A 19,448-nucleotide genomic window follows, 5' to 3' on the forward strand; every position below is an offset into this window, starting at 1 on the left:
CAACTCCTTCGACCAACAGCCGCGACCAGCCGAAGGGGGCGACCGACCCCCGCAGGGCCGCGTGGAGGCCCTTCAGGGATATGTGCAACAGGCTGGCTGGCGATTCCGTTCTTGTGCCGCCATTGATGCGCCGGGACAGATTGACCCGCTATGACCTGACGCCCGTCGCGCACTGGTCCGATATTACAGAAGACGACATTCCCCGCCTGGCCATCCTGACGGATAGCTTCGCCAGATTCATCGGTCACGGTAACGATGCCAGCGTTGTCACGGTATGGCGCGAGGGAACGCCCATCGTGGTGCAGGTCGACGGCGAGCCGAACGAGGAAGCGGTCGATCTTGTGACGGATGTTATTTGCGGAAATATCGCTCGGATCGACCGTGCCGAGCGGGAATCCGTTGCCCCTGTGGCCGCGAATGACAATCGTCCGCAATCGGACGAGGTTCGACTGCGCGAGATGTTTGGCTCGGGCACGATGGGCTTCGATGGAGATACGCGCAGGCACTTCCTGTCGAATTGCTGGCACGAGGGCAAGCTTGGTGTTGCCATCATTGGCGATGACGGCGAGCCATATTTCGAGCCATATCAGACACAGCCGCGGCCTCCCATCCACGCTACGCCCTTCGTCCTTCGCGATCCCTCTAGCCTGCCGGAACGCGATTGGCTGTATGGCAAGCATTACATCCGGAAGTACCTGACATCGACAGTCGGCGCCGGTGGCGGCGGCAAGTCCGCCCATGCTGTTTCGGAGACCCTGGCCATGGTGACGGGCCGGCCATTGCTCGATCCCGACGGCCCGCTCATTGCGCCGCTGCGGGTTTGGTACATCAACGCCGAAGACCCGCAAGACGAAATCGATCGGCGCTTCCACGCGGCGGCCAAGCACTTCGACGTGACTGCGGAGCAGATCGGCGATCGGCTCTTTACAGACTCCGGTCGCGAGCAGGAATTCGTCATCATGCGGCAGGACGGGCGAGGCTTCAAAGTCTGCCAGCCACTGATCGACGAGATGGTAACAGAAATCCAGCGTCGCCAGATCGATGTCGTCATCATAGACCCGCTGGTTTCGACGCACGAGGTGCCGGAGAACGACAATGGTGCGATGCAGCGTGTGGCAAAGGCCTGGACGGAAGTTGCTGACCGGGCAAACTGTTGCGTTGAGGTGATCCACCACGTCGTCAAAAGCCAGAGCGAAGTCACCGCCGACAGTGCGCGTGGCGGCGGTGCGCTGAAGGACAAGACGCGCGGCATGCGCGTGCTTAACGCCATGACCGCCGGCGAAGCCGAGAAGGTCGGGCTGGAGAAGCCGGACGGCTATTTCAGGATCGACCACGGCAAGGTGAACATGGTCGCTTCTGGCCGCAGCCAATGGCGGCGCTTTGTCAGCGTTTCGCTTGGAAACGGTAAGGGCCTGGTGAAGACCGGCGACGAGATCGGCGTCGTGGAGCACTGGCGCTGGCCTTCCGCCGACATCCTTGCCGAGCGGGCAGCCGAGCAGCGGCGGGCTGTCGTGGCGGACGTGCCGGACGATCTGCTTGCCGGGTTAAAAGTGCGGCTGGGGGCAGGCGGCTACAAGTACGATCCGAAGGGCAAGCCGTGGGCCGGTGATGTTCTGATTGAGACCGGCATTGCGGCGGACAAGGACGAGGCAAGGGCCATGCTGGTCGCATGGATTGAAAGCGGTGAACTGGAAATATCCGATGAAGTTGACCCCGTGACCAGACACGAAAGGAAGTTCGTAAGGCCGGCTGCGACGATGTAAAAAGCGTCGTCGCAAAGGGTTGTCGCAGTCGTCACAAAAAGCACTGCGATGACGACGCAATCCCTTGAGGATGCGTCGTCGTTGCGGTGTCATCGCAAGAAAATCGTATCGTCGCAAATGGCCTTCGGCGCAGGGTGTCGGCGCAGATAAAAAACTTGACTCCAGCCCCGACTTGGCGGGTGTTGACATAAACCGCCGAGTCGCTCCTAATATTATAGATTGGACCATGAGTCCCGCCGCCTTGCCGGCCTCCGCTGCGGCCTTGCCGCCCCATGTCGACGGGACAGTCGATTTTTCACAAGACAGCCCGCCCCACACCGCCCCCGCGGTTTTCGTGCGCGCGTACTATATTAACAGCACCACCACCACGCCAGGAGGACCCATGAACCTTGCCGCCACCCGAGCCCGTGCCCGCCGCTGGACCGAGCACGACGCCAAGGTGCCGTTCCGAGACGAACGACTCTTTAGAATGAACGGCACCAACCCAACAGGCCGGCGGCCGCGCTCGTTCGATCTCCCGCAATTGCTGCGCCCGGCGAACGATAATCGGGAGGATGTCAGCGATGCGGCGTGATCTGATGAGCCGGCCGGCGCGTTTTGACGGTGCGCTTCGGGGGCGACGGATGAGCTGGCAGGAGTTCCGCGAGATCGTCCACGATCGGCAGACCGAAACCGAGGCTCGCAGCGCAGGCCTGCCTGTTCCGCCGGCAACAGCCCGCCGTCGACTGATTCCGGCCCCGGCCGTCGTTCTGAACCTGCCTCCACCGCCCAAGCCGCGCGCGCCCGTCGCCGCAAACGACAACGGCCCTGCCGCGGCTCCGGTGGTGCCGACGACCGTCAGCACGCCCGACCGCATACCAAACGCCCTGCGCAAATCGTCACCCGCGCTTTATCGGACGTTGTGCCGCCTTCGCGAGCTCGCCCGGCCTGCCGAACTTGACCAGCCTGACCTGACCCTCGCCTCGGCAAACGATAATACCGGCGTCGACGTCGATTACCGTCATGATATCGACCCCGGCAATGTCGAAGACCTTCTTGACGCCTATGCGGACGGCATGCGCAGCCGCGTCGTCGTCCACCGCAATGGAACCGTTGAACGTTTCGAGGGTGGGGTGAAGTACACAAAACCGTATCGCGGCAATGGCGAGATAGTCGAGATCGGCGGGCGCAGCAGTCGCGGCCGGTTTTTCGGGATGCGTTTCCATCGCGGCGCCCTCGTCGCCTATGCAAAAAACGGGAAGCGCGTCACGCCGTCTTATGACATTGGCGACGCGCGCGGCAGCGATGACGCTGAGATGCCTCGGGAAACAACCGCGTCGCCATCGGCGCACCCTGCGCTAGCCGAGATCGACAGGGCAGATGCGTGGGCGGACTTCCTTGCGCGAACGCCCGCCGCGACGGCGCGGATGCTTCGCGTCATCCTCGATGCGGACAACTTCCAAGAGGTGGCGCGCGCCGCCGATTTGACGCCGACCGCGCACAATGGTCGCCGCGTCACCGAGAAAATGTTGGCAGAAGCAGAAAAACTTCTCGCAGCATGACCGTTTCGGCCTGCGCCGCGCGGGTATGAGTAGGGGAGCACCCCATCCTCGACCGCCATTTCACAGCCCCGGCTTCGGCCGGGCTTTTCTTTCACCCTTAATTCGAAATCCCACAAAAATTGGAGGCGACCATGCGTTTGTCGGAGGTCGTACAAATCCTTGCACGCCGTCTCGACGTGCGACCGGGCCGCGTTTCAGCAATCGCTTCACGGCTCCAGCACGCAGGACTGCTTCCTATAACAGAGGGCAGCCGGCGATACCCCCCTGAGGTCGAAGTGGGTCATGCAGCCACGTTGCTACTAGCCGTTATCGGCGACCGTGGCCTCGGCTGTGTGCCTGATACTGCCTCGGCAGTTGGCGATTACCGCAGCCAGGACGGGGGGCGCCTCGCCGACGCCCTACTGGCCGTTCTCCGCGGCCAGGCTCAGCCCGGCGACCTGATAGTCAAACAGGACGGCGCGTCAGCGACGTTCAACGGCCACCACCTCGTGTTCGGCAATCCCGCTGAAGACGGCCCGGCACGGTTCGTAACCGGACCAACGCTGGCGGCGATCGTTGCCGAACTCTCGGGCGCACCGCCGGACCACGCTGATGCGGTGGCGGCAATCACGATAATAAGGAACCACTAATGGAAATATCTGACCTGATCGACGCGGCCGCTCGCGCTGCCGTCGAACACGACGACACGCCATCGGCGGATGTCGATCCATCGACCAACATTCGCCTCGCCGCAGCGATCCACGATGCCAGGCAGGCTTTGGCATCGCAAGGAATCAGCGACGACCGCATGTCGGCGGCTATCTCTTTAGCCAAACTCGAAACACGCATTGAAGCCGGTACTGCGACGCCGGCCATCCAAAACGAAATCAATCTTCTGAAGGAATTTTTGAATGACTAATATCGCCTCGATGATCACCGAAGTCGGCGAACAGTTTAACTCAAAGGCCGCCGACCTCGCCTCGCGTCTCTCTGAACTGGAAAAACGCGCTGCGCGTGAGCCTTCCGGCGACTACATCGCGGCTAACGACGATCTCCCGCTTGCCGCCGCACTGCTCGACAGCAAGGACGTTCAGAACCTCACCTCAACCTTCCGCGGCCGTGCCGTAGTCAAACTACAGGACGAGCGCGCTGACATCACCAGCGGTAACGGCACTGTAGGCGCCGGCAGGTCCGCGGGCACTAGCCTTGTTCCTGGCCATCGTGTTGACGGCATTGTCACGCCTTACCAGCGGGAACTCCGTATCCGCGACGTCATCGGTTCAGCCCGTACCACGTCTAGTTCTGTCGAGTTCGCGAAAGAGACTGGCTTCACCAACAATGCCCGCCCGGTTTCGGAGGGCACTACGAAGCCCAAGTCGGACCTGACCTTCAACCTGGTAACCGCGCCCGTCCGCACTCTGGCCCATACCTTCAAGATTTCGCGCCAGATGCTGGACGACGCTCCGGCCCTGGCAGCTTATGTTGGTCGACGCGGTACGTACGGCCTGCAGTTCGTCGAGGAACAGCAGGTGCTGTTTGGCGACGGTACGGGCCAGAATCTGAACGGTATCATCCCGCAGGCCGCCGTCTTCGACCCGCAGTTCTCTGACGCTGCTGACACGGCTTTTGATCGGGTGAATCAGGCGATCAGCCAGGCTGAAGATGCCGATGTGCCCGTGAATGCGATCGTGCTCAACCGCAGGGACTGGCGCCGAATGCTTGGAATCAAGGATGGCGACGAACGATATATCTCCAGCCAGTCGCCTTTCGGATCGCAGGCTCAACAGCTTTGGAACCTGCCTGTAGTTGCCACCAACGCGATGCCGGCCGGTGAATTCGTCGTAGGCGCATTCCAGGACGGCGCCACTATCTTTGACCGGCTCGATGTCGAGGTGTTGCTGTCGACCGAGAACGAGGACGATTTTGTTCGCAATCTCGCGACAGTAAGGTGCGAACTGAGATTGGCTCTCGCAGTCTTCAGGCCTGAAGCTTTCGTGGCTGGCGAATTGTACCCCGCGACCAGCGGCTAACAGCTAAGGCGGCAACCTCCTTGGGCTTCAAGCGCGCGCCTACAAGCGTCATGGTTGCCGCCGCCGAATGGTCATAGCCATGACGTAGCGCACCTCGCCGCACCGGGCCAGCCGGCCCTATGGGCGGCTACCGGCAGGCCACTTCCCGCGCCCGAGAGACCCCTTCGCCACATATGGCGTTGCTCGCGGCGCGGGCTTTTTTCTCATAGCAATGGATGGTTGGATGCCCTTCGGCAAGATTGAAAAATGGATTGAGGACCGTGGCTTTGGCTTCCTTAGCGATGACCAGCAGCCGCTGGCGCGCGGCGTGTTCGTGCACATTAGCGACATTGGGCACGCCCCTAATGTAGGTGACGCCTTCAGTTATGACCTTGTTGATGGTCGGGACGGCAGGCCGAAGGCATCTAATGTCAGGTCGATCTCCGTCGCCCGCGAGGAAGTCGACCGCGTTTTCGGAGCGGCCTGATGCACACTGTTAGTGTGTTCCCACGCGGCTCGGAGCCCCTGTAAAGGTCTCGTCGGCGAACATAGCGATTGCGATCGCTATGTGATCGCGCTGCCAGCCGGCGGCCTCCGCCATCTCGACCAGCTTCGAAAGCGATGGGGTTAGTGCGAACTTGCACTCCTCCAGGGTCGCGAGTGTCCCGCGCGCGTCGTGCGCTGGCGCATTGATGCGGTTGCGTTCCGCCATGTCACCTCCAGACCGTCTCCGCCCGAAGACTCATCTTCGCTGAGTCACTCCATGGCGGCAATTCACGGGTTGTAACTGGTTGTGACAGGGGGGCCTTCTGAAGTCCGGCGACGTAGGGGTCGCGTACCGCCGGGGTCCCCGCGCGTTGACGAGCGCTGCCCCGGTTCAAACAAAAAATCCAAAGGCGTTCAATAATGGTGAACAATGCAAGACCACCGGGCCACCTTCGGGCGGCAACCCGGCGCTGGTTTACGTCGGTCGTGGCCGATTACGACCTTGACCCGCATCATGTGCGGCTGCTCACCCTTGCCGCCGAGGCATGGGACAGGGGGCAAGCCGCTCGCGAGGTTATCGATCGCGACGGGATGACCTTCGCCGACCGCTTCGGTCAGCCGAAAGCCCGACCGGAAATCGCCATCGAGCGGGATAGCCGGATCGGTTTCGCGCGCCTCATTCGGGAGCTTGGCCTCGACGTCGAGCCGCCGCCGGAGGCGCCTCGCATGGCAAGAACCCGAGATTATGGGAGTCGAGCCTGATGCCGGTGCGCACCCGTAGAAACAGGCGCGCCACCCGCGCCGAGTTCAACGTGACGCCGGAGATTCGCGAAGCGTTCCGCGCCTATATCGAAAGCGCCCCCCCCCCAACGGTGGGTTCCATCCTTGGCCCGAACACTGGCGCCTCCACGACCTCCTCGACGAGACAGGCGCGCTGGCCATGCCGCTGTGTCCGCCTTGCTGTTACCACCCGCGGCTTTTTGGGATTCGGTGGGAATACCTGCCCAAAGCGATGGCAATCTATCGCAGTTTGGAGGCGCGGCATGCCCGTCCGTAAACGCAAGGACCGGCGGCGCCATGCGGTGCCCGACTGGAAAACCGAGATTGACCTAGACATTGGATGGCTTTCCGACCGCAGCGACGACGAGATGCGCGCGGCATGGGAAACCTACCGCGATTATATGATGGCCTTGCCTCGCCCGGCGGGCGAGGCCATGCGGCTCGGCGGGGTAAAGCCGGCCGCGATACAGGCGCCGGTGATGCCGAAGCTGGCGGCTATGGGTGGGGGCGGTGGCGGCAACGTCACGGTGTCGGTGCCGATCAACATCAGCGCGCCGGGCGCTGATTCCGCCGCGCTGGCGCGGGTTGAGCAGCAGGTGGTCAAGCTACAGCGCGACCTGCCGGCGACGGTTATTTCCACCGTGCGCAAGGCGCAGAAAAGCAACGTAAAACTTTAGGAGATAGACAATGGCCCTTTTTACGGCCGTCGCCGGCCTCGTCACTAGCGCCATCAGCGTTTTTATGGCTGGCGGGATCGGCACACCGCTACTTTCAACCAACTTTGAAGAATACAATCCGGAGGGCTGCGAATGACGGCAATCAACGTTTTTGTCAAAGACGATGGGATCCACTTCATCACCGACGGCATCACATACATGCCATCAGCAAAAGCGGCGGTGGGCCGGTTGGCCAAGGTTTTGTCCTTGCCATGGCTTGATGCGGCGATCGCGACATCTGGCACCGCAATTGCCGGATATATGATCGCTGCCGCCATTGGTGATGCTGCCATAGAGACATTCGACGGCTTGGTCGAGCACCTGCCGGAGATAGTGCGCAACGGCACATTGGAACTGCGCCGGGCTGGTCAGGCCCTCCTAAATAATTGCGAAATCGTAATCGGCGGCTGGTCTGAAAGTCGCGATCGATATGAAGCTTATGCGCTCGCCACGATGTCCCATAACGGTCAGCCTGCCTTCACCCTGCGTCCGGTGACGCGCTATCTCCGTCCGTATCCGAGCGCGACAATCTCTGCGCTGTTCGACCCGGCCTACGGCGCGCGCGATGGCATGGCCATTCTATCTGCGCAGCGTGACGCGCCCGGTGAAGGCGTGGACGGTCATCTAGCGGGGCGTGCGGTCGGAGCGTTTGGGCAATGGTCGCATCTGTCGCGCGACGGCCTCATGACCCGGTGTATCGGGACGTGGCCCGAAGACCTCGCGAAGATTGCGGGCCGGGAGGCGGGATGGCTGGAGGCGGCTTAGAGCGGCCAGCCCGACCTCGGTCCACGGAACGGGCTGGCTCATGGCTCGTTGTTCCTGCATGAAACCGAAGCGATCATTCTTCGCGTATTTTCTGGGACGAATGCTTATGGGCTTCGCTACCCTCCTGCTTGGCGGCGTTCTGGGTCTGGCGATCATGACTCAGATGCTTCTGTCCGAACGGAAGCCGTCAATTTCGCTCCCAGACACTCAGCAGGAGGGGCACCTAAAATGAAATCGAAAGCGCCGAGATGATTGTCCGAACCCCAAGCAGTGATGCAGCCACCCAGACTGAATGCGAAGAAGCAATTCGTGATGCAGTTGGAGAATTGATCGCTGCCGCCGTTGATGCTGGCTGGACGCGAGAGTGCGTTGTTGCAGCGATGGAGCAGGTGATTGTCGACGATAAGCTTTCTCGTGACAAAAGCGGCCCGGCCCTTTGAAGGGGGGGGCGGGTGGACCGGGCCGCTGGGACTGCTGAGTGCAGCGAGAGAACAATATAAGAACGTCGTCAGGAGTCAATGGCAGGGTGTCCCCAATTTGGGGAGGTCCCGTGAACGCCATTTTGTGTTCAATTCTTCCGCCGCAGCCCACATGGCGGCGGCGCGTTCATGATCGTTGGGGGCAACCGACAAGTTGTCGGTTGTAATGCTGGTGATCCAATCCGAGAACCGCGCATTGTCTCCAACCGGAAACAGCGCCCGCCCTTCGTTCAACGCCGCGCCGTATGCCAGCCAGCCGTCGATCGCGTCCGCGCACGCGCGCGGGCGTAGCAAGTGAAAGGGGAGGACGCCCAACCACTTCACTCTCGTCGCCCCTCGTGCACGCGCGCGAGGATGTAGGAGATAGGTATGGGCACCCATACCCAATTAGGCCGGCAAGCCGCCGGCGCGTGTGCGGAAAGACTGGTGCGAGAAATTCTCGCACCTACTCCTTCCGCGTCTCAACATTAGGGCAGCTACCCTCCCTAATGTTTTCACTTGCGCCCACAAAGTGCGAGAAATTCTCGCACTATTCCTTCCGCAGCCTAACGCCCGGTCCGTCGCCATTGTCCACCAGCTTCAGCACCTGCCAGCCTGCCGGCGTGATCCGCATCCACCGTGGACCGTGGATGTCGCCCTGCCATTCAGCCCAGCCGCGAAGACCCAGGCGTCGGCAGACGTCGACCATGTGGCTGGGCATTTCATTGTAGCCTCGCGGGCCACCGGCGAGAAACCGCAACGCAGCGATCTGTGGTTCGGTTAGGCGAACAACCGGCTTCTTGGAGAAGTAGCCGTTCGCACGGACCTGCTTGCCGAGTTCGGTCAGGACGATAGCGAGCTTTCGCCTCTTGGGGTTCGTGCGCACCATGCCGAGCTTGTCGAGTTCCTGCCAGACCACGACTTCACGGTATTCCATATCGTCCAATACCAAGCCGTTCTCGGCCCCGGCAAGACGGTCAACGAGGGCGATCTGGCTCGGCGTCAGCTTGTATATCAGGATGGGCTTGGAGGGCACTACGACTTATCCCGCAACCTCACCACGCCGTCGCCACGCTCGTCATTGATGAACTCTACTCCGGCTGCTTCTAGGGCGGTGCGGATGGCCTGCACTGTGCGCGGCATAAGTTCTTCCCCGCGCTCTAGTCGCGAAACCGTATCGGCTGACACGGCAGCGGCCTGCGCCAAGTCCCTTACGCCCCAGCCGAGCGCCGCGCGGGCCATTTTGCTTTGAACAGCGTTCATCGTAACCCTGTGCCGATTTCCTGTTGACGTACCGATTGTGTTAGGTTATCAGTACCACATACCGATTTCGTGACGCAACAAGGAGCCAGCCAGCATGCTTAACAAGGTCTCAACGCCCGCCCTCACCACCATCCCCGATGGCGGCTATATGTTCGAGGGTGACCTCAACGCCTTGCATCGCCTTTGCCGGAGGCCATTCGGATCATGGAGCTTGAACGCTCCGGGATACGCGATGGCAATGGCTTCTGGACCGGAAGCGATGTTGTGGGGGCGATTTGCTCCGATCTTATCGCCGCTGCCGAGACAGTCGCCTACGGCGCACCAAGAGACCGCGCAGCCCCCTGATGCGCACCGCTGCGAATGATAACTGGCCGTCATTCAGGACGGCGAGCGAACTTGCTGGCAGGGTCTTCCCTGTCAGCGAGCGCTGCATTCTGGACCAGGCACGCAAGTTTGGCGTGGGCCGGAAGCTTGGACGATGTATTGTTTTCTCGATTGATGACGTTCACAAGCTATATGAGGCGTTACCATGCCCCTCAAACTCGTCAGACGGCACGGGGCCGTCAACTGGTACTTGCGCGGCACCGTCCGCGGCATCCGCGTTGACGAAAGCGCAGGCACTCCTGACAAGAAAAAGGCCGAAGAAATCCGCGTAAAGCGGGAAAACCAACTTTTAGAAGAGTCGATCCACGGCCGCGCCGTCACCATGACGTTCGCGCAGGCCGCGCTCGACTATCTGGAAAAGGGCGGCAATCGCCGCTTCCTCGACAAGCCGCTTGCACATTTCGGCACGATACTCCTGTCGCGCATCGACCAGTCAGCCATCGAGAACGGGGCGCTGAAGATGTACCCGAAGGCGAAGGCGGCGACGCGGAACCGGCAGTTCTTCACGCCGACCAGCGCCGTCCTGCACCATGCTGCAAAGCGTGGCTGGTGCGCCGCGCCCGTCATAGAGCGCCCGGAACAGCCCGAGGGCCGAATCCGCTGGATCGAGATCGACGAGGCGAACCGCCTGATTGACGCTTGCGACCCCGCCTTCCGTCCGCTCATGGTGTTCCTGCTCTATACCGGCGCTCGCGCTGGTGAGGCTGTATGGCTGGACTGGCGGCATGTAGATCTTGAGCGTCGGCATGTGAACTTTGTCGACACGAAGAACGGCGAAAGCCGGGGCGTGCCGCTGGCCGAGCGTGTGGTCGAGGAGCTTCGGAAATCCAATCGGCGGGAAGGCCCAGTGTTCCTGACGAGGCGCGGCCAGCCGACCGGGCACGACCCAGCGCCATGCTTCAGCACCGTCTGGCTGACATAGTAGCGGTACAGCCGGTCGCCCTTGCGGGTATGCGTCGGCGAGAATGCGGCGCCATCGGGCCCGAACAGTAACCCCTTCAGCAGCGCGGGCGTGTCGGCGCGTGTACGGGCGGCGCGCTTCCGGGGGCTCTCCTGCAGGATCGCATGGACACGGTCCCACATCTCGCGGTCGATGATGGCGTCGTGCTCGCCGGGATAGCTGTCGCCCTTGTGGACCGCCTCGCCGAGGTAGGCGCGGTTGCTGAGCATCCGGTAGATGTATTTCTTGTCGATCCTGTTGCCGCGCGGCGTCCGGAGGCCCCGCGTGCCGACCTCCCGCGCCAGTTCCGTGCAGGACCCGATCTCAAGAAAGCGGTCGAAAATCCAGCGCACATGCGTTGCGGCTTCTTCGTCGACCACCAGTTTCCGATGCCCGACGCGGTAGCCGAAGGGCGGCACGCCGCCCATCCAAATGCCCTTGCGGCGGGAGGCCGCGACCTTGTCGCGGATGCGCTCGGCCGTGACCTCGCGCTCGAACTGCGCGAACGAGAGCAGGATGTTCAGCGTCAGCCGCCCCATCGACGTGGTGGTGTTGAACGATTGCGTGACCGAGACGAACGTCACGCCGTTCCGGTCGAACACCTCGACCAGCTTGGCGAAATCGGCCAGCGAGCGGCTGAGACGGTCGATCTTGTAGACGACGACCACGTCGACCAGCCCGTCCTCGATATCCTCCACCAATTGCTTCAGGCCGGGGCGTTCCAGAGTGCCGCCGGAAATGCCGCCGTCGTCATACTGATCGCGGACCAGCACCCAGCCCTCGGAGCGTTGGCTGGCGATGTAGGCCTCGCAGGCCTCTCGCTGGGCGTGCAGGCTGTTGAATTCCTGTTCCAGCCCTTCCTCGGAGGATTTTCGGGTGTAGACCGCACAGCGCAGCTTGCGGACGACCTTCGATTTTTCGGGCGGCTTCGTCATGTCCGCCCTCTGTGGTTCTTGAGCCCGAAGAACACCCAGCCGTTCCAGCGCGTGCCGGTGATGGCGCGCGCGATGGCGGACAGCGACTTGTACGGCCGACCTTGCCACTCGAAGCCGTCGGTGGTGACGGTGACGACCTGCTCGACACTGCGACGGCTGGGTTCCGGTCCGTGCGCTGGCCGAGAAAGGTGCCGGCGACGGCCCGCCGCATGTCCCCTTCATCGAAGCGGACGCCACGCTCGCGGCGAAACTGGCGCTGCAGGCCACATGGGCCAGCGGCGTCGGCATGGCGCTGTTCGTGGCGCCCGGCACAGTGTCCGCCCCTGGCGACGCCAAGGCGGAAAGCATCGTGCAGACGCAGGTCGTGCTGGTCGATCTCGACAATGGCGACATCGGCGCGAAACGCGACCACCTCGTGCAGCATCTCGGATGCCCGACGCTTGAAGTGGCGTCCGGCGGTGTCACCGCCGAGGGCCAGCGCAAGCTGCACCTCTACTGGCGCCTACGCGCGCGCATGTGCGCGCCTGTGGAGCGGATAGGGAACCATCCGTCACATCCGTCACACCCGTCACCAACCCTCCGGTTCGGATGGAGGACGGTGGCGGACTGCTCCGCTGCATCCTCGCGCTCGACCTCGGCACCACGACCGGCTGGGCGATCCGCGGCCATGACGGTCTGATCACCAGCGGCACCGTCTCGCTGCGCCCCGGCCGCTTCGACGGCGGCGGCATGCGCTATCTTCGCTTCACCAACTGGCTGACCGAGATCGACCGGCTGTCCGGGCCGGTTGCTGCGATCTGGTTCGAGGAGGTCCGCCGCCACGCGGGCACCGACGCGAGCCATATCTACGGCGGGCTCATGGCCACGCTGACCGCATGGGCCGAACTGCGCGGCGTTCCCTACGAGGGCGTTCCGGTCGGCACGATCAAGCGCCACGCCTCGGGCAAGGGCAACGCCGACAAAGCCGCCATGGTCGCCGCCGTCCGCGCCCGCGGCTTCAGCCCGGCCGACGACAACGAGGCCGACGCCATCGCCATCCTGCTCTGGGCGATCGAGACGAACGGGGGTGTCGCATGAGATGGCATCCCCACGGTTACGGCGGTCGGCGCCGCGATCCCGAGCAGGTCAAGCGCGAGGGCTGGCGGGAACAGGGCGTCCTCGCGGTCTCCGCCGATGACGATCGCCTCACCTGGCCCGAGCGTGAACTGGTCCGCCAGCTGGGCGAGAAGCTCTACGGCCCGCGCCCTTCCGATAGGGAGGCGCGCCATGGCCGGGCGCTTGCCCGAGACGTTAATGCCGGCCGCTCGGTCTACGAGAGCCGCGGCATTCTGATGCTGTAGCGGCGGCACGGCTTACGAAAGAACCCCATGGCATTCTGGTCAAACTGGTTCGGTGGTTTCAAACCGCCGGCTGCATCTCCGCGCGCCTCGTTCCAGGATGGGGGTGGCGGGATCGTCATTGCCACGAGCCAGCAGTTGGAGGAGGCGCTACGGTCGGGTGCCGTGACGGCATCCGGAACCATGGTGACGCCGGACGCGGCCATGCGGGTGGCAGCGGTCTATGCCTGTGTGCGCATCATCTCGGGCGCCGTGGCGACCTTGCCGCTGCATATCAAGCGCCGTGTCGACGAACGCACCCGTGAGGACGCCTCGGACACGCCGATCTGGTCTGTGCTGCGGAAAAAGCCCAACCGCTGGCAGACGCCATCGCAGTTTCGACGGATGCTGCAGGCGCATTTACTGCTGCGCGGCAATGCCTATGCGATGATCGTCCGGTCACGGGGATTGGTGCAGGAACTGATCCCGCTGCATCCTGACCGCGTCGTGGTGAAGCAAGGTGACGACCTCGGGGTAGAATACACCTACACCCGCCAGGACGGGCGGCATATAGAGGTGGTGCCGGTTTCTGAGACAGGGGCATAAGGTGGATCGCCCGATGGAAAGGACGATCCAGCATGAAGACACGCAGACGGTTTACGGCCGAGTTCAAGGCCAAGGTTGCGCTTGAGGCGATCCGCGGCGAGCGGACGATTTCGGAACTGGCGACGAAGCACCAGCTTCATCCGAACCAGATCACGCAGTGGAAACGGCAGGCCATCGAGAACCTGGCCAAGGCATTCGACGACAGGGCTTCGGATGCGCAGGCCGGCCGGGAAGCCGAGGTGACGAAGCTGCACGCCAAGATCGGCCAGCTCGTCGTGGAGCGGGATTTTTTGGCCAAAGCCTTCGATCGCTGAGCCTGGATCGGAGGAGAATGATGATCGATCCCGATCACGAACGGCTCTCGATCCGCCGCCAGTGCGAACTGGTCTCGATCTCGCGGGCCTCGTTCTATCGACAGCCGGCGGGCGAGACGCCCGAGAACCTCGAACTGATGCGCCTCATTGACGAGGCGTTCACGGAAATGCCGTGGTATGGCTCGAGACAGATGGCGCGGCACCTACGCCGTCAGGGCTGGTGCGTAGGCCGCAAGCGGGTCCGGCGGCTGATGCGCAAGATCGGCCTGTCACCGATCTACCAAGCGCCGAAGACCAGCGAGCCGCATCCCCAGCACCGCATCTATCCCTACCTGCTGCGGCATCTCAACATTGAGCGCCCCGATCAGGTCTGGTGCGCCGACGTGACCTACATCCCCATGCGGCGCGGCTTCCTCTACCTCGTCGCCATCATGGACTGGTTCAGCCGCAAGGTGCTGGCCTGGCGGCTGTCGAACACGATGGATACCGACTTCTGCGTCGCCGCTCTGGAAGAGGCGATCGCCCGCCATGGCAGGCCCGACATCTTCAACACCGATCAGGGAGCCAGTTCACCAGCTTTGCCTTCACCACGACGTTGAAGGATGCCGGCATCCGCATCTCCATGGACGGGCGCGGCCGGTGGATGGACAACGTCTTCATCGAGCGGTTGTGGCGCAGCCTCAAATACGAGTGCGTCTTCCTCAACGCCTTCGAGACAGGCGGTGAGGCCCGGGCTGGCATCGGTTCATGGATCGACTATTACAACCGGCGACGCCCCCACTCGACCTTCGACGGCAGGACACCCGACGAGGTCTATGCTACGGCAGAAATGATGGAGAAATTGGCGGCGTAAAAACCAACCCGATCCACCTTAGCCAAGCCGCCAAACTGTCTCACCAAGCGGGTCCACCTCATATCCGGCTCCGCCAGGATGAAGTGTTTCATCTCGTCGGGCTGACGCTCGATGGTGTCCATGGTGTCTCGGCTATTGCCTACGCCCGCGAGACCATCGGCCTGTCGCTCGCCATGGAAGATCATGGCGCTACCACCTTCCGCAACGGTGCTCGCGTCAGCGGCGTGTTGAAACACCCGAACAAGCTCGGGCCAGAGGCCGTCGCCCATCTGAAGGCTGGTCTGGAGGAGTTCCGGTCCGGCGGTGAGCAGGAGGGCAAGAACCTGATCCTCGAAGAAGGCATGGATTATGCCCGCATCGCCATGACCGCGGAAGATGCGCAGTGGATCGAGAGCCGGAAATTCTCGCGCACCGACATTGCCATGTTCTTCGGTGTCCCGCCGCACATGATTGGCGACACGGAGAAATCCACCAGCTGGGGCACCGGCATCGAGCAGCAGTCGATCGGCTTTGTTGCATATACGCTCGAAGACCATCTGACCATGTGGGAAGAGGCGATCAACCGCGACCTGATCGGCGCGGACGACATGCTCTATGCCCGCTTCAACCGGGCGGCGCTCGTCAAGGGCGACATCAAGGCCCGTTGGGAGGCCTACGTCAAAGGGCTGCAATGGGGCGTTTACAGCCCCAATGAGATCCGTGCGCTCGAAGACCAGAACCCGCGTGAGGGTGGCGACATCTTCTATCCGCCGCCGAACACCGCCGGGGTGCCGGCAGGTGGGGACCGCGATCGCCATGAGGATGATGGCGGCAGCGATGGTGACATTGACCCCAATGATGAGGACGAAAGCAGATGAGCCTTCTGGATAGTTTGAAACTGGCCGCGACGATGGTGGTCATGGGCGTTGTCAGCCTCGCGGTCATCAACCCTGCTTTCCACTTTGGCACCTTCATCGCCGGCATCACGCTTGGCGGATACTTTTTCCTGTTGGCGCTGGAGAACGTTCGATGAGCCTTCGCAGATTGCCCGAAGCGCGGGTCTTTCCTCGGCCGCAGAACTACCAGTGGGACGCACCGAGCGACGTGCTGGCTAAATGGGCCGAACATCCGCTTGTTGCCGCAGACGATGCCGACACCACGATCTCCATGTTCGACGTCATTGGCGAGGATGGCTGGTCCGGTGGCGGCGTCACCGTAAACCGCATCTCGGCAGCGCTGCGGTCGATCGGGAGCAAGGACATCACCGTCCGCATCAACTCGCCGGGCGGCGACATGTTCGAGGGGATCGCGATCTACAATCTCCTGCGGGCCCATCGAGCGAAGGTCACGGTCGAGGTGCTGGGCTGGGCGGCTTCCGCTGCTTCCATCATCGCCATGGCCGGTGACGACATCCGCATGGGGCTCGGCTCCTTCATGATGGTGCACAATGCCTGGGGCATCCTCGCCACCGCCTATCATGAAAGCGACCGCTTACGCACCATGGAGGAGTACGCCTCGGGCGCTGCCTATGAAGGGCGGGCCACGCTCGGCAACACGCAGCCGGGCGACGGCAGGCGCTTCAAGGGGCGCGGCTTCGTCCAGATCACCGGCCGGCGCAACTACACCGAGTGGGCAAATCGCCTCGGCGTCGACCTCGTCGGCAACCCGGCGCTCGCCGCTCGGATCGACCATGCCACCACGATCCTGATCGACGGCATGATGCTCGGCACCTTCACCGGCAGGAAGCTGCCGGATTACGTAGCCGGCACAAAGAAGGACTATGTCGGCGCGCGCCGCGTCGTTAACGGCACCGACCGCGCGGCCCCGATCGCCGGATACGCCCGTGCGTTCGAGACGGCACTGTCCGGTGCGGGATATGAAACCGCCGCGTCTCGGTCGCCGAGCGCGCCTACGCGCAAACCTGTGACATCACCCGTCGGCGTTGCGCCGGCCGCCGGAAGGCGCGACCTGCCGGCCGCCGTGGTCCTCGTCATCACCGTCCTGATGCTGGTCGCGGTCGCTGCATCGATTCTCGGAGGCTGACATGAGCACGCTCGCATCGATCCTGCTCGGGGCGGCAAGTGAACTTGCCGTGCCGGTCATCAAGAAGATCCTTGGCGACAGGCTCGGTGACGCAGGCGGCGAGATGGCCGGCGAGGTGATCGACGCCATCGCCGAAAAGGCTGGCGTGTCGCCTGACAGATTGCCCAACGTGCCGGCTGGCGAGCTACAGGACGCCATCATCGCGGCCGAGCCGAAAGCCGCCGACATCCTCATGCAGCATGTCGAAAGCCAGCGCCTGATGAACGAGACGCTGAAAGCCGAACTCGACAAGGGCGGGCCGACCTGGACATGGGCCTGGCGGCCCGGCTGGATGTGGCTGCTCGCCTTCGTCTGGCTCTACGCGCTGATCCTGCGCCCGCTCGCCAATGCAACCTTCGGCGCTGCAATCGAGGCCGTCGATCTCACCATCCTCATGACGCTGACCGGCGTGTTCACCGGCCTCTACATGGGCGGCCACACCGCCAAGAGCATCGTATCGGGATTGCGGAGGCACATCGATGACTGATCAGGCGCCGAAACGCTTCGAGGACCTGCCCGAGGAAACGAAAGCCTTCCTGCTTGCCCTGCGCCCTGACGAAGTGAAGACGCTCGACGACGGCATTCGTCTGGTCCGCTCGATCAGCACCGTGTCGGCCTTCGTCAAATGGCTCATCGTCGGCATTCTCGGCATTGCCGTCGGCATCGCCATGTTCGGCGAGAGCATCGCCAGGATCGTCAAATGGTTCCACACGTCAGGATGATCCGTGTCAAATGCCCCCGCTTGCGGTGCTGCAAGACTTCCAGTTAGATTCAGGAGCATGACAAGACCGCAAGAGGTGGCGGTGCTGGCCACCACCACACCCAATTTGCAGAACTTGATGCACAAAATCTGCTTTATGATTACAAGAAATCTGACACGGAATACCAATAGGCCACGCAGAGGCTGCCGACACGCAGGAATAGCAGGATTGGATCGTCACCGGTGAGCAGGAGAACGGATGGCGCGGAGAAGCCCGTTGTATCGGTCGATCTCAGCGATTTTGAGTTTGCATTAATAAACCCACATTCGGTTTCCACCGATGGGTAGAGACCTGCATGGCTGCGACTGGAAATCGAGGCCTTAGCTCAACGGATATTCTGACTCTTCACGCTGTCAACCACAGGGCCAAGGGGCGCCGCCTTGCCGAGATATGCATGGTCCTGAATATCGATGACACGCATCTCGTCGCCTATTCCCTGAAGAAACTCGTTGCTGCCCGTCTGATCGTTGTCAAACGCCAGGGACGGGAAAGCCACTATGAACCGCGCCGGGTTTGCCGGAGGCTCCAACTCCTGAGTAAGGTGGAGCATCATGAGCAAGACAACGAACAAGTTTTCTCCGGAAGTGCGTGAACGCGCGGTGCGGTTGGTCCTCGACAATGAGGGTTAGCATGGATCGCGGTGGCAGGCGGTGATGTCGATATCCGCGAAGATCGGCTGTTCGCCGCAGACCCTGAACGAATGGGTGAAGAAGGCCGAGGTGGACAGCGGCAAGCGCGCGGGTATCCCAACCGATATGGCCGAGAAGATGAAGGCGCTGGAACGCGAGAACCGCGAGCTGCGCCAGGCGAACGAGATCCTTCGCAAGGCGTCAGCGTATTTTGCGATGGCGGAGCTCGACCGCCGGTCGAAGTGATGGTGGGTTTCATCGACGCGCACGGGGTCGACCGGCGTCGAATGGCACTACATCGCGCCGGGCAAGCCGACACAGAACGCCTTCGTCGAGAGCTTCAACGGTCGCTTCCGGGACGAGTGCCTCAATGACACGCTGTTCTCGACGCTCTCCGAGGCCCGTAGCGTCATTACCTCATGGAAGGAGGACTACAACCATCACCGACCACACTCGGCCCTCGGCAACATGCCGCCGGCCGAGTTCGCAATGAAATCCACGCTGGAAAAACAGGCCGCATGAGGCCTAAAACAAAACCAAGGACTCTCCCTCAAGCCGGACGAGATTCGGGTCTCAGGTCAGAAGGGGTCCCTTTTGGAAGCCGATCACCCCGCCAACGGGGTCCTTATTCCATGCCTAATCACACCATGGTGCCATAGATCCCGATGAATTCAGGTCGAATCGACCTGAATTCATAAGCACGATCGATTCCAAAGAGATAGAGCAGGATGCGGGCGGAAAACCGCTTCACACTTTTCCTCATCCCGCTCTAGTGCCAGGGAATGTCTGACACACCTGCTGCTTCCGGCATGATCTGGTCGATTTGGACATCCGCGCACGCAAATCGAATTTTTCCTGTCCGCAAGTTTGATCCGTCCGGGGGCGACCT

General features: G+C 62.3%; 26 protein-coding genes, 5 pseudogenes and 1 other annotated feature. Of the genes and pseudogenes, 26 read left to right on the plus strand and 5 right to left on the minus strand.

The features are described from left to right. Positions 1-140: 140 nt before the first annotated feature. The 7 genes from M9945_RS07975 (at position 141) to M9945_RS08005 (ending at position 5,779) form a co-directional block, all read left to right on the plus strand. Positions 141-1,763, plus strand: coding sequence for an AAA family ATPase (locus M9945_RS07975; RefSeq protein ID WP_367944080.1), 1,623 nt, complete (start codon positions 141-143; stop codon positions 1,761-1,763). Between the two features lie 382 nt (positions 1,764-2,145). Further along, entirely contained in the window at positions 2,146-2,337 is a 192-nt protein-coding gene (locus tag M9945_RS07980) for a hypothetical protein (RefSeq protein ID WP_367944081.1), read from the plus strand. Further along, on the plus strand, positions 2,327-3,304 hold the full coding sequence (locus tag M9945_RS07985) for a hypothetical protein (RefSeq protein WP_367944082.1): 978 nt from the start codon (positions 2,327-2,329) through the stop codon (positions 3,302-3,304). The genes M9945_RS07980 and M9945_RS07985 overlap by 11 nt, the downstream gene beginning before the upstream one ends. Before the next feature lie 131 nt (positions 3,305-3,435). Next, positions 3,436-3,933, plus strand: a complete 498-nt coding sequence (locus M9945_RS07990; RefSeq protein WP_367944083.1) for a hypothetical protein — start codon at positions 3,436-3,438, stop codon at positions 3,931-3,933. Next, complete coding sequence (locus M9945_RS07995) at positions 3,933-4,202, plus strand: hypothetical protein (RefSeq protein ID WP_367944084.1); 270 nt, start codon at positions 3,933-3,935, stop codon at positions 4,200-4,202. The genes M9945_RS07990 and M9945_RS07995 overlap by 1 nt, the downstream gene beginning before the upstream one ends. Next, the gene (locus tag M9945_RS08000; RefSeq protein WP_367944085.1) at positions 4,195-5,313 is read left to right on the plus strand and encodes a phage major capsid protein; all 1,119 of its coding nucleotides are present in this window, start codon (positions 4,195-4,197) and stop codon (positions 5,311-5,313) included. Before M9945_RS07995 ends, M9945_RS08000 begins: the two co-directional genes overlap by 8 nt. 223 nt (positions 5,314-5,536) lie before the next feature. Further along, positions 5,537-5,779: a cold-shock protein gene (locus M9945_RS08005; protein ID WP_367944086.1), complete on the plus strand. Its 243-nt coding sequence runs from the start codon at positions 5,537-5,539 to the stop codon at positions 5,777-5,779. 9 nt (positions 5,780-5,788) lie between these two features. Here M9945_RS08005 and M9945_RS08010 read toward each other — a convergent pair whose 3' ends face one another. After that, the gene (locus M9945_RS08010) at positions 5,789-6,004 is read right to left on the minus strand and encodes a hypothetical protein (RefSeq protein WP_367944087.1); all 216 of its coding nucleotides are present in this window, start codon (positions 6,002-6,004) and stop codon (positions 5,789-5,791) included. 194 nt (positions 6,005-6,198) lie between these two features. Here M9945_RS08010 and M9945_RS08015 point away from each other — a divergent pair, with 194 nt between their 5' ends. From M9945_RS08015 to M9945_RS08035, 5 genes are all read left to right on the plus strand, one after another. Next, complete coding sequence (locus M9945_RS08015) at positions 6,199-6,540, plus strand: P27 family phage terminase small subunit (protein WP_367944088.1); 342 nt, start codon at positions 6,199-6,201, stop codon at positions 6,538-6,540. A gap of 281 nt (positions 6,541-6,821) precedes the next feature. After that, on the plus strand, positions 6,822-7,235 hold the full coding sequence (locus M9945_RS08020; protein ID WP_367944089.1) for a hypothetical protein: 414 nt from the start codon (positions 6,822-6,824) through the stop codon (positions 7,233-7,235). Positions 7,236-7,245: 10 nt separating this feature from the next. Beyond that, on the plus strand, positions 7,246-7,371 hold the full coding sequence (locus tag M9945_RS08025) for a hypothetical protein (RefSeq protein ID WP_367944090.1): 126 nt from the start codon (positions 7,246-7,248) through the stop codon (positions 7,369-7,371). Then, on the plus strand, positions 7,368-8,039 hold the full coding sequence (locus M9945_RS08030; RefSeq protein WP_367944091.1) for a hypothetical protein: 672 nt from the start codon (positions 7,368-7,370) through the stop codon (positions 8,037-8,039). The genes M9945_RS08025 and M9945_RS08030 overlap by 4 nt, the downstream gene beginning before the upstream one ends. Positions 8,040-8,287: 248 nt before the next feature. After that, positions 8,288-8,479, plus strand: coding sequence for a hypothetical protein (locus tag M9945_RS08035; RefSeq protein ID WP_367944092.1), 192 nt, complete (start codon positions 8,288-8,290; stop codon positions 8,477-8,479). A 568-nt stretch (positions 8,480-9,047) separates the two neighbouring features. On the opposite strand, the gene M9945_RS08040 is transcribed toward M9945_RS08035, so the two are convergent. Both M9945_RS08040 and M9945_RS08045 read right to left on the minus strand, forming a co-directional pair. After that, positions 9,048-9,533, minus strand: a complete 486-nt coding sequence (locus tag M9945_RS08040; RefSeq protein WP_367944093.1) for a hypothetical protein — start codon at positions 9,531-9,533, stop codon at positions 9,048-9,050. Next, positions 9,533-9,760 (minus strand): helix-turn-helix domain-containing protein, encoded by a 228-nt coding sequence (locus M9945_RS08045; RefSeq protein ID WP_367944094.1) that lies wholly within the window; start codon positions 9,758-9,760, stop codon positions 9,533-9,535. Before M9945_RS08045 ends, M9945_RS08040 begins: the two co-directional genes overlap by 1 nt. 844 nt (positions 9,761-10,604) lie before the next feature. Here M9945_RS08045 and M9945_RS08050 point away from each other — a divergent pair. Then, the gene (locus M9945_RS08050; protein WP_367944796.1) at positions 10,605-11,066 is read left to right on the plus strand and encodes a tyrosine-type recombinase/integrase; all 462 of its coding nucleotides are present in this window, start codon (positions 10,605-10,607) and stop codon (positions 11,064-11,066) included. Here M9945_RS08050 and M9945_RS08055 read toward each other — a convergent pair. Beyond that, a pseudogene (locus tag M9945_RS08055) lies at positions 11,024-12,019 on the minus strand (recombinase family protein); the annotation flags it as partial. The gene M9945_RS08050 and the pseudogene M9945_RS08055 sit on opposite strands and share 43 nt — an antisense overlap. Further along, positions 12,016-12,138, minus strand: a pseudogene (locus M9945_RS08060) (DUF2924 domain-containing protein); the annotation flags it as partial. The pseudogenes M9945_RS08055 and M9945_RS08060, both read right to left, overlap by 4 nt. Before the next feature lie 167 nt (positions 12,139-12,305). Here M9945_RS08060 and M9945_RS08065 point away from each other — a divergent pair. The 13 genes and pseudogenes from M9945_RS08065 to M9945_RS08125 form a co-directional block, all read left to right on the plus strand. Then, complete coding sequence (locus M9945_RS08065) at positions 12,306-12,698, plus strand: hypothetical protein (RefSeq protein ID WP_367944095.1); 393 nt, start codon at positions 12,306-12,308, stop codon at positions 12,696-12,698. Then, positions 12,626-13,096: a hypothetical protein gene (locus tag M9945_RS08070; protein WP_367944797.1), complete on the plus strand. Its 471-nt coding sequence runs from the start codon at positions 12,626-12,628 to the stop codon at positions 13,094-13,096. Before M9945_RS08065 ends, M9945_RS08070 begins: the two co-directional genes overlap by 73 nt. Continuing rightward, the gene (locus M9945_RS08075) at positions 13,093-13,359 is read left to right on the plus strand and encodes a hypothetical protein (protein ID WP_367944096.1); all 267 of its coding nucleotides are present in this window, start codon (positions 13,093-13,095) and stop codon (positions 13,357-13,359) included. The genes M9945_RS08070 and M9945_RS08075 overlap by 4 nt, the downstream gene beginning before the upstream one ends. A gap of 27 nt (positions 13,360-13,386) precedes the next feature. Continuing rightward, positions 13,387-13,941: a phage portal protein gene (locus M9945_RS08080; RefSeq protein ID WP_367944097.1), complete on the plus strand. Its 555-nt coding sequence runs from the start codon at positions 13,387-13,389 to the stop codon at positions 13,939-13,941. Positions 13,942-13,973: 32 nt separating this feature from the next. After that, positions 13,974-15,108: pseudogene (locus M9945_RS08085) on the plus strand (IS3 family transposase). Further along, on the plus strand, positions 15,003-15,965 hold the full coding sequence (locus M9945_RS08090) for a phage portal protein (protein ID WP_367944098.1): 963 nt from the start codon (positions 15,003-15,005) through the stop codon (positions 15,963-15,965). The pseudogene M9945_RS08085 and the gene M9945_RS08090 overlap by 106 nt, the downstream one beginning before the upstream one ends. Continuing rightward, entirely contained in the window at positions 15,962-16,120 is a 159-nt protein-coding gene (locus M9945_RS08095) for a hypothetical protein (protein WP_167518142.1), read from the plus strand. The genes M9945_RS08090 and M9945_RS08095 overlap by 4 nt, the downstream gene beginning before the upstream one ends. Next, positions 16,117-17,130 (plus strand): head maturation protease, ClpP-related, encoded by a 1,014-nt coding sequence (locus M9945_RS08100; RefSeq protein WP_367944099.1) that lies wholly within the window; start codon positions 16,117-16,119, stop codon positions 17,128-17,130. Before M9945_RS08095 ends, M9945_RS08100 begins: the two co-directional genes overlap by 4 nt. Before the next feature lies 1 nt (position 17,131). Next, complete coding sequence (locus M9945_RS08105) at positions 17,132-17,656, plus strand: 3TM-type holin (RefSeq protein WP_367944100.1); 525 nt, start codon at positions 17,132-17,134, stop codon at positions 17,654-17,656. Beyond that, entirely contained in the window at positions 17,649-17,891 is a 243-nt protein-coding gene (locus tag M9945_RS08110) for a hypothetical protein (protein ID WP_367944101.1), read from the plus strand. Before M9945_RS08105 ends, M9945_RS08110 begins: the two co-directional genes overlap by 8 nt. A 334-nt stretch (positions 17,892-18,225) precedes the next feature. Further along, a complete protein-coding gene (locus tag M9945_RS08115) occupies positions 18,226-18,522 on the plus strand; it encodes a winged helix DNA-binding protein (protein WP_367944102.1) in 297 nt (98 codons plus the stop codon). Then, positions 18,482-18,828, plus strand: a pseudogene (locus tag M9945_RS08120) (transposase); the annotation flags it as partial. The gene M9945_RS08115 and the pseudogene M9945_RS08120, both read left to right, overlap by 41 nt. Continuing rightward, positions 18,763-18,865: a sequence feature (AL1L pseudoknot), on the plus strand. (Overlaps the previous pseudogene by 66 nt.) Continuing rightward, positions 18,842-19,081: pseudogene (locus tag M9945_RS08125) on the plus strand (transposase); the annotation flags it as partial. Its footprint overlaps the feature before it by 24 nt. Between the last annotated feature and the right edge of the window lie 367 nt (positions 19,082-19,448).

Source organism: Aquamicrobium sp. (assembly GCF_023954335.1).
In the GTDB taxonomy this organism is placed as follows: Bacteria; Pseudomonadota; Alphaproteobacteria; order Rhizobiales; family Rhizobiaceae; genus Aerobium.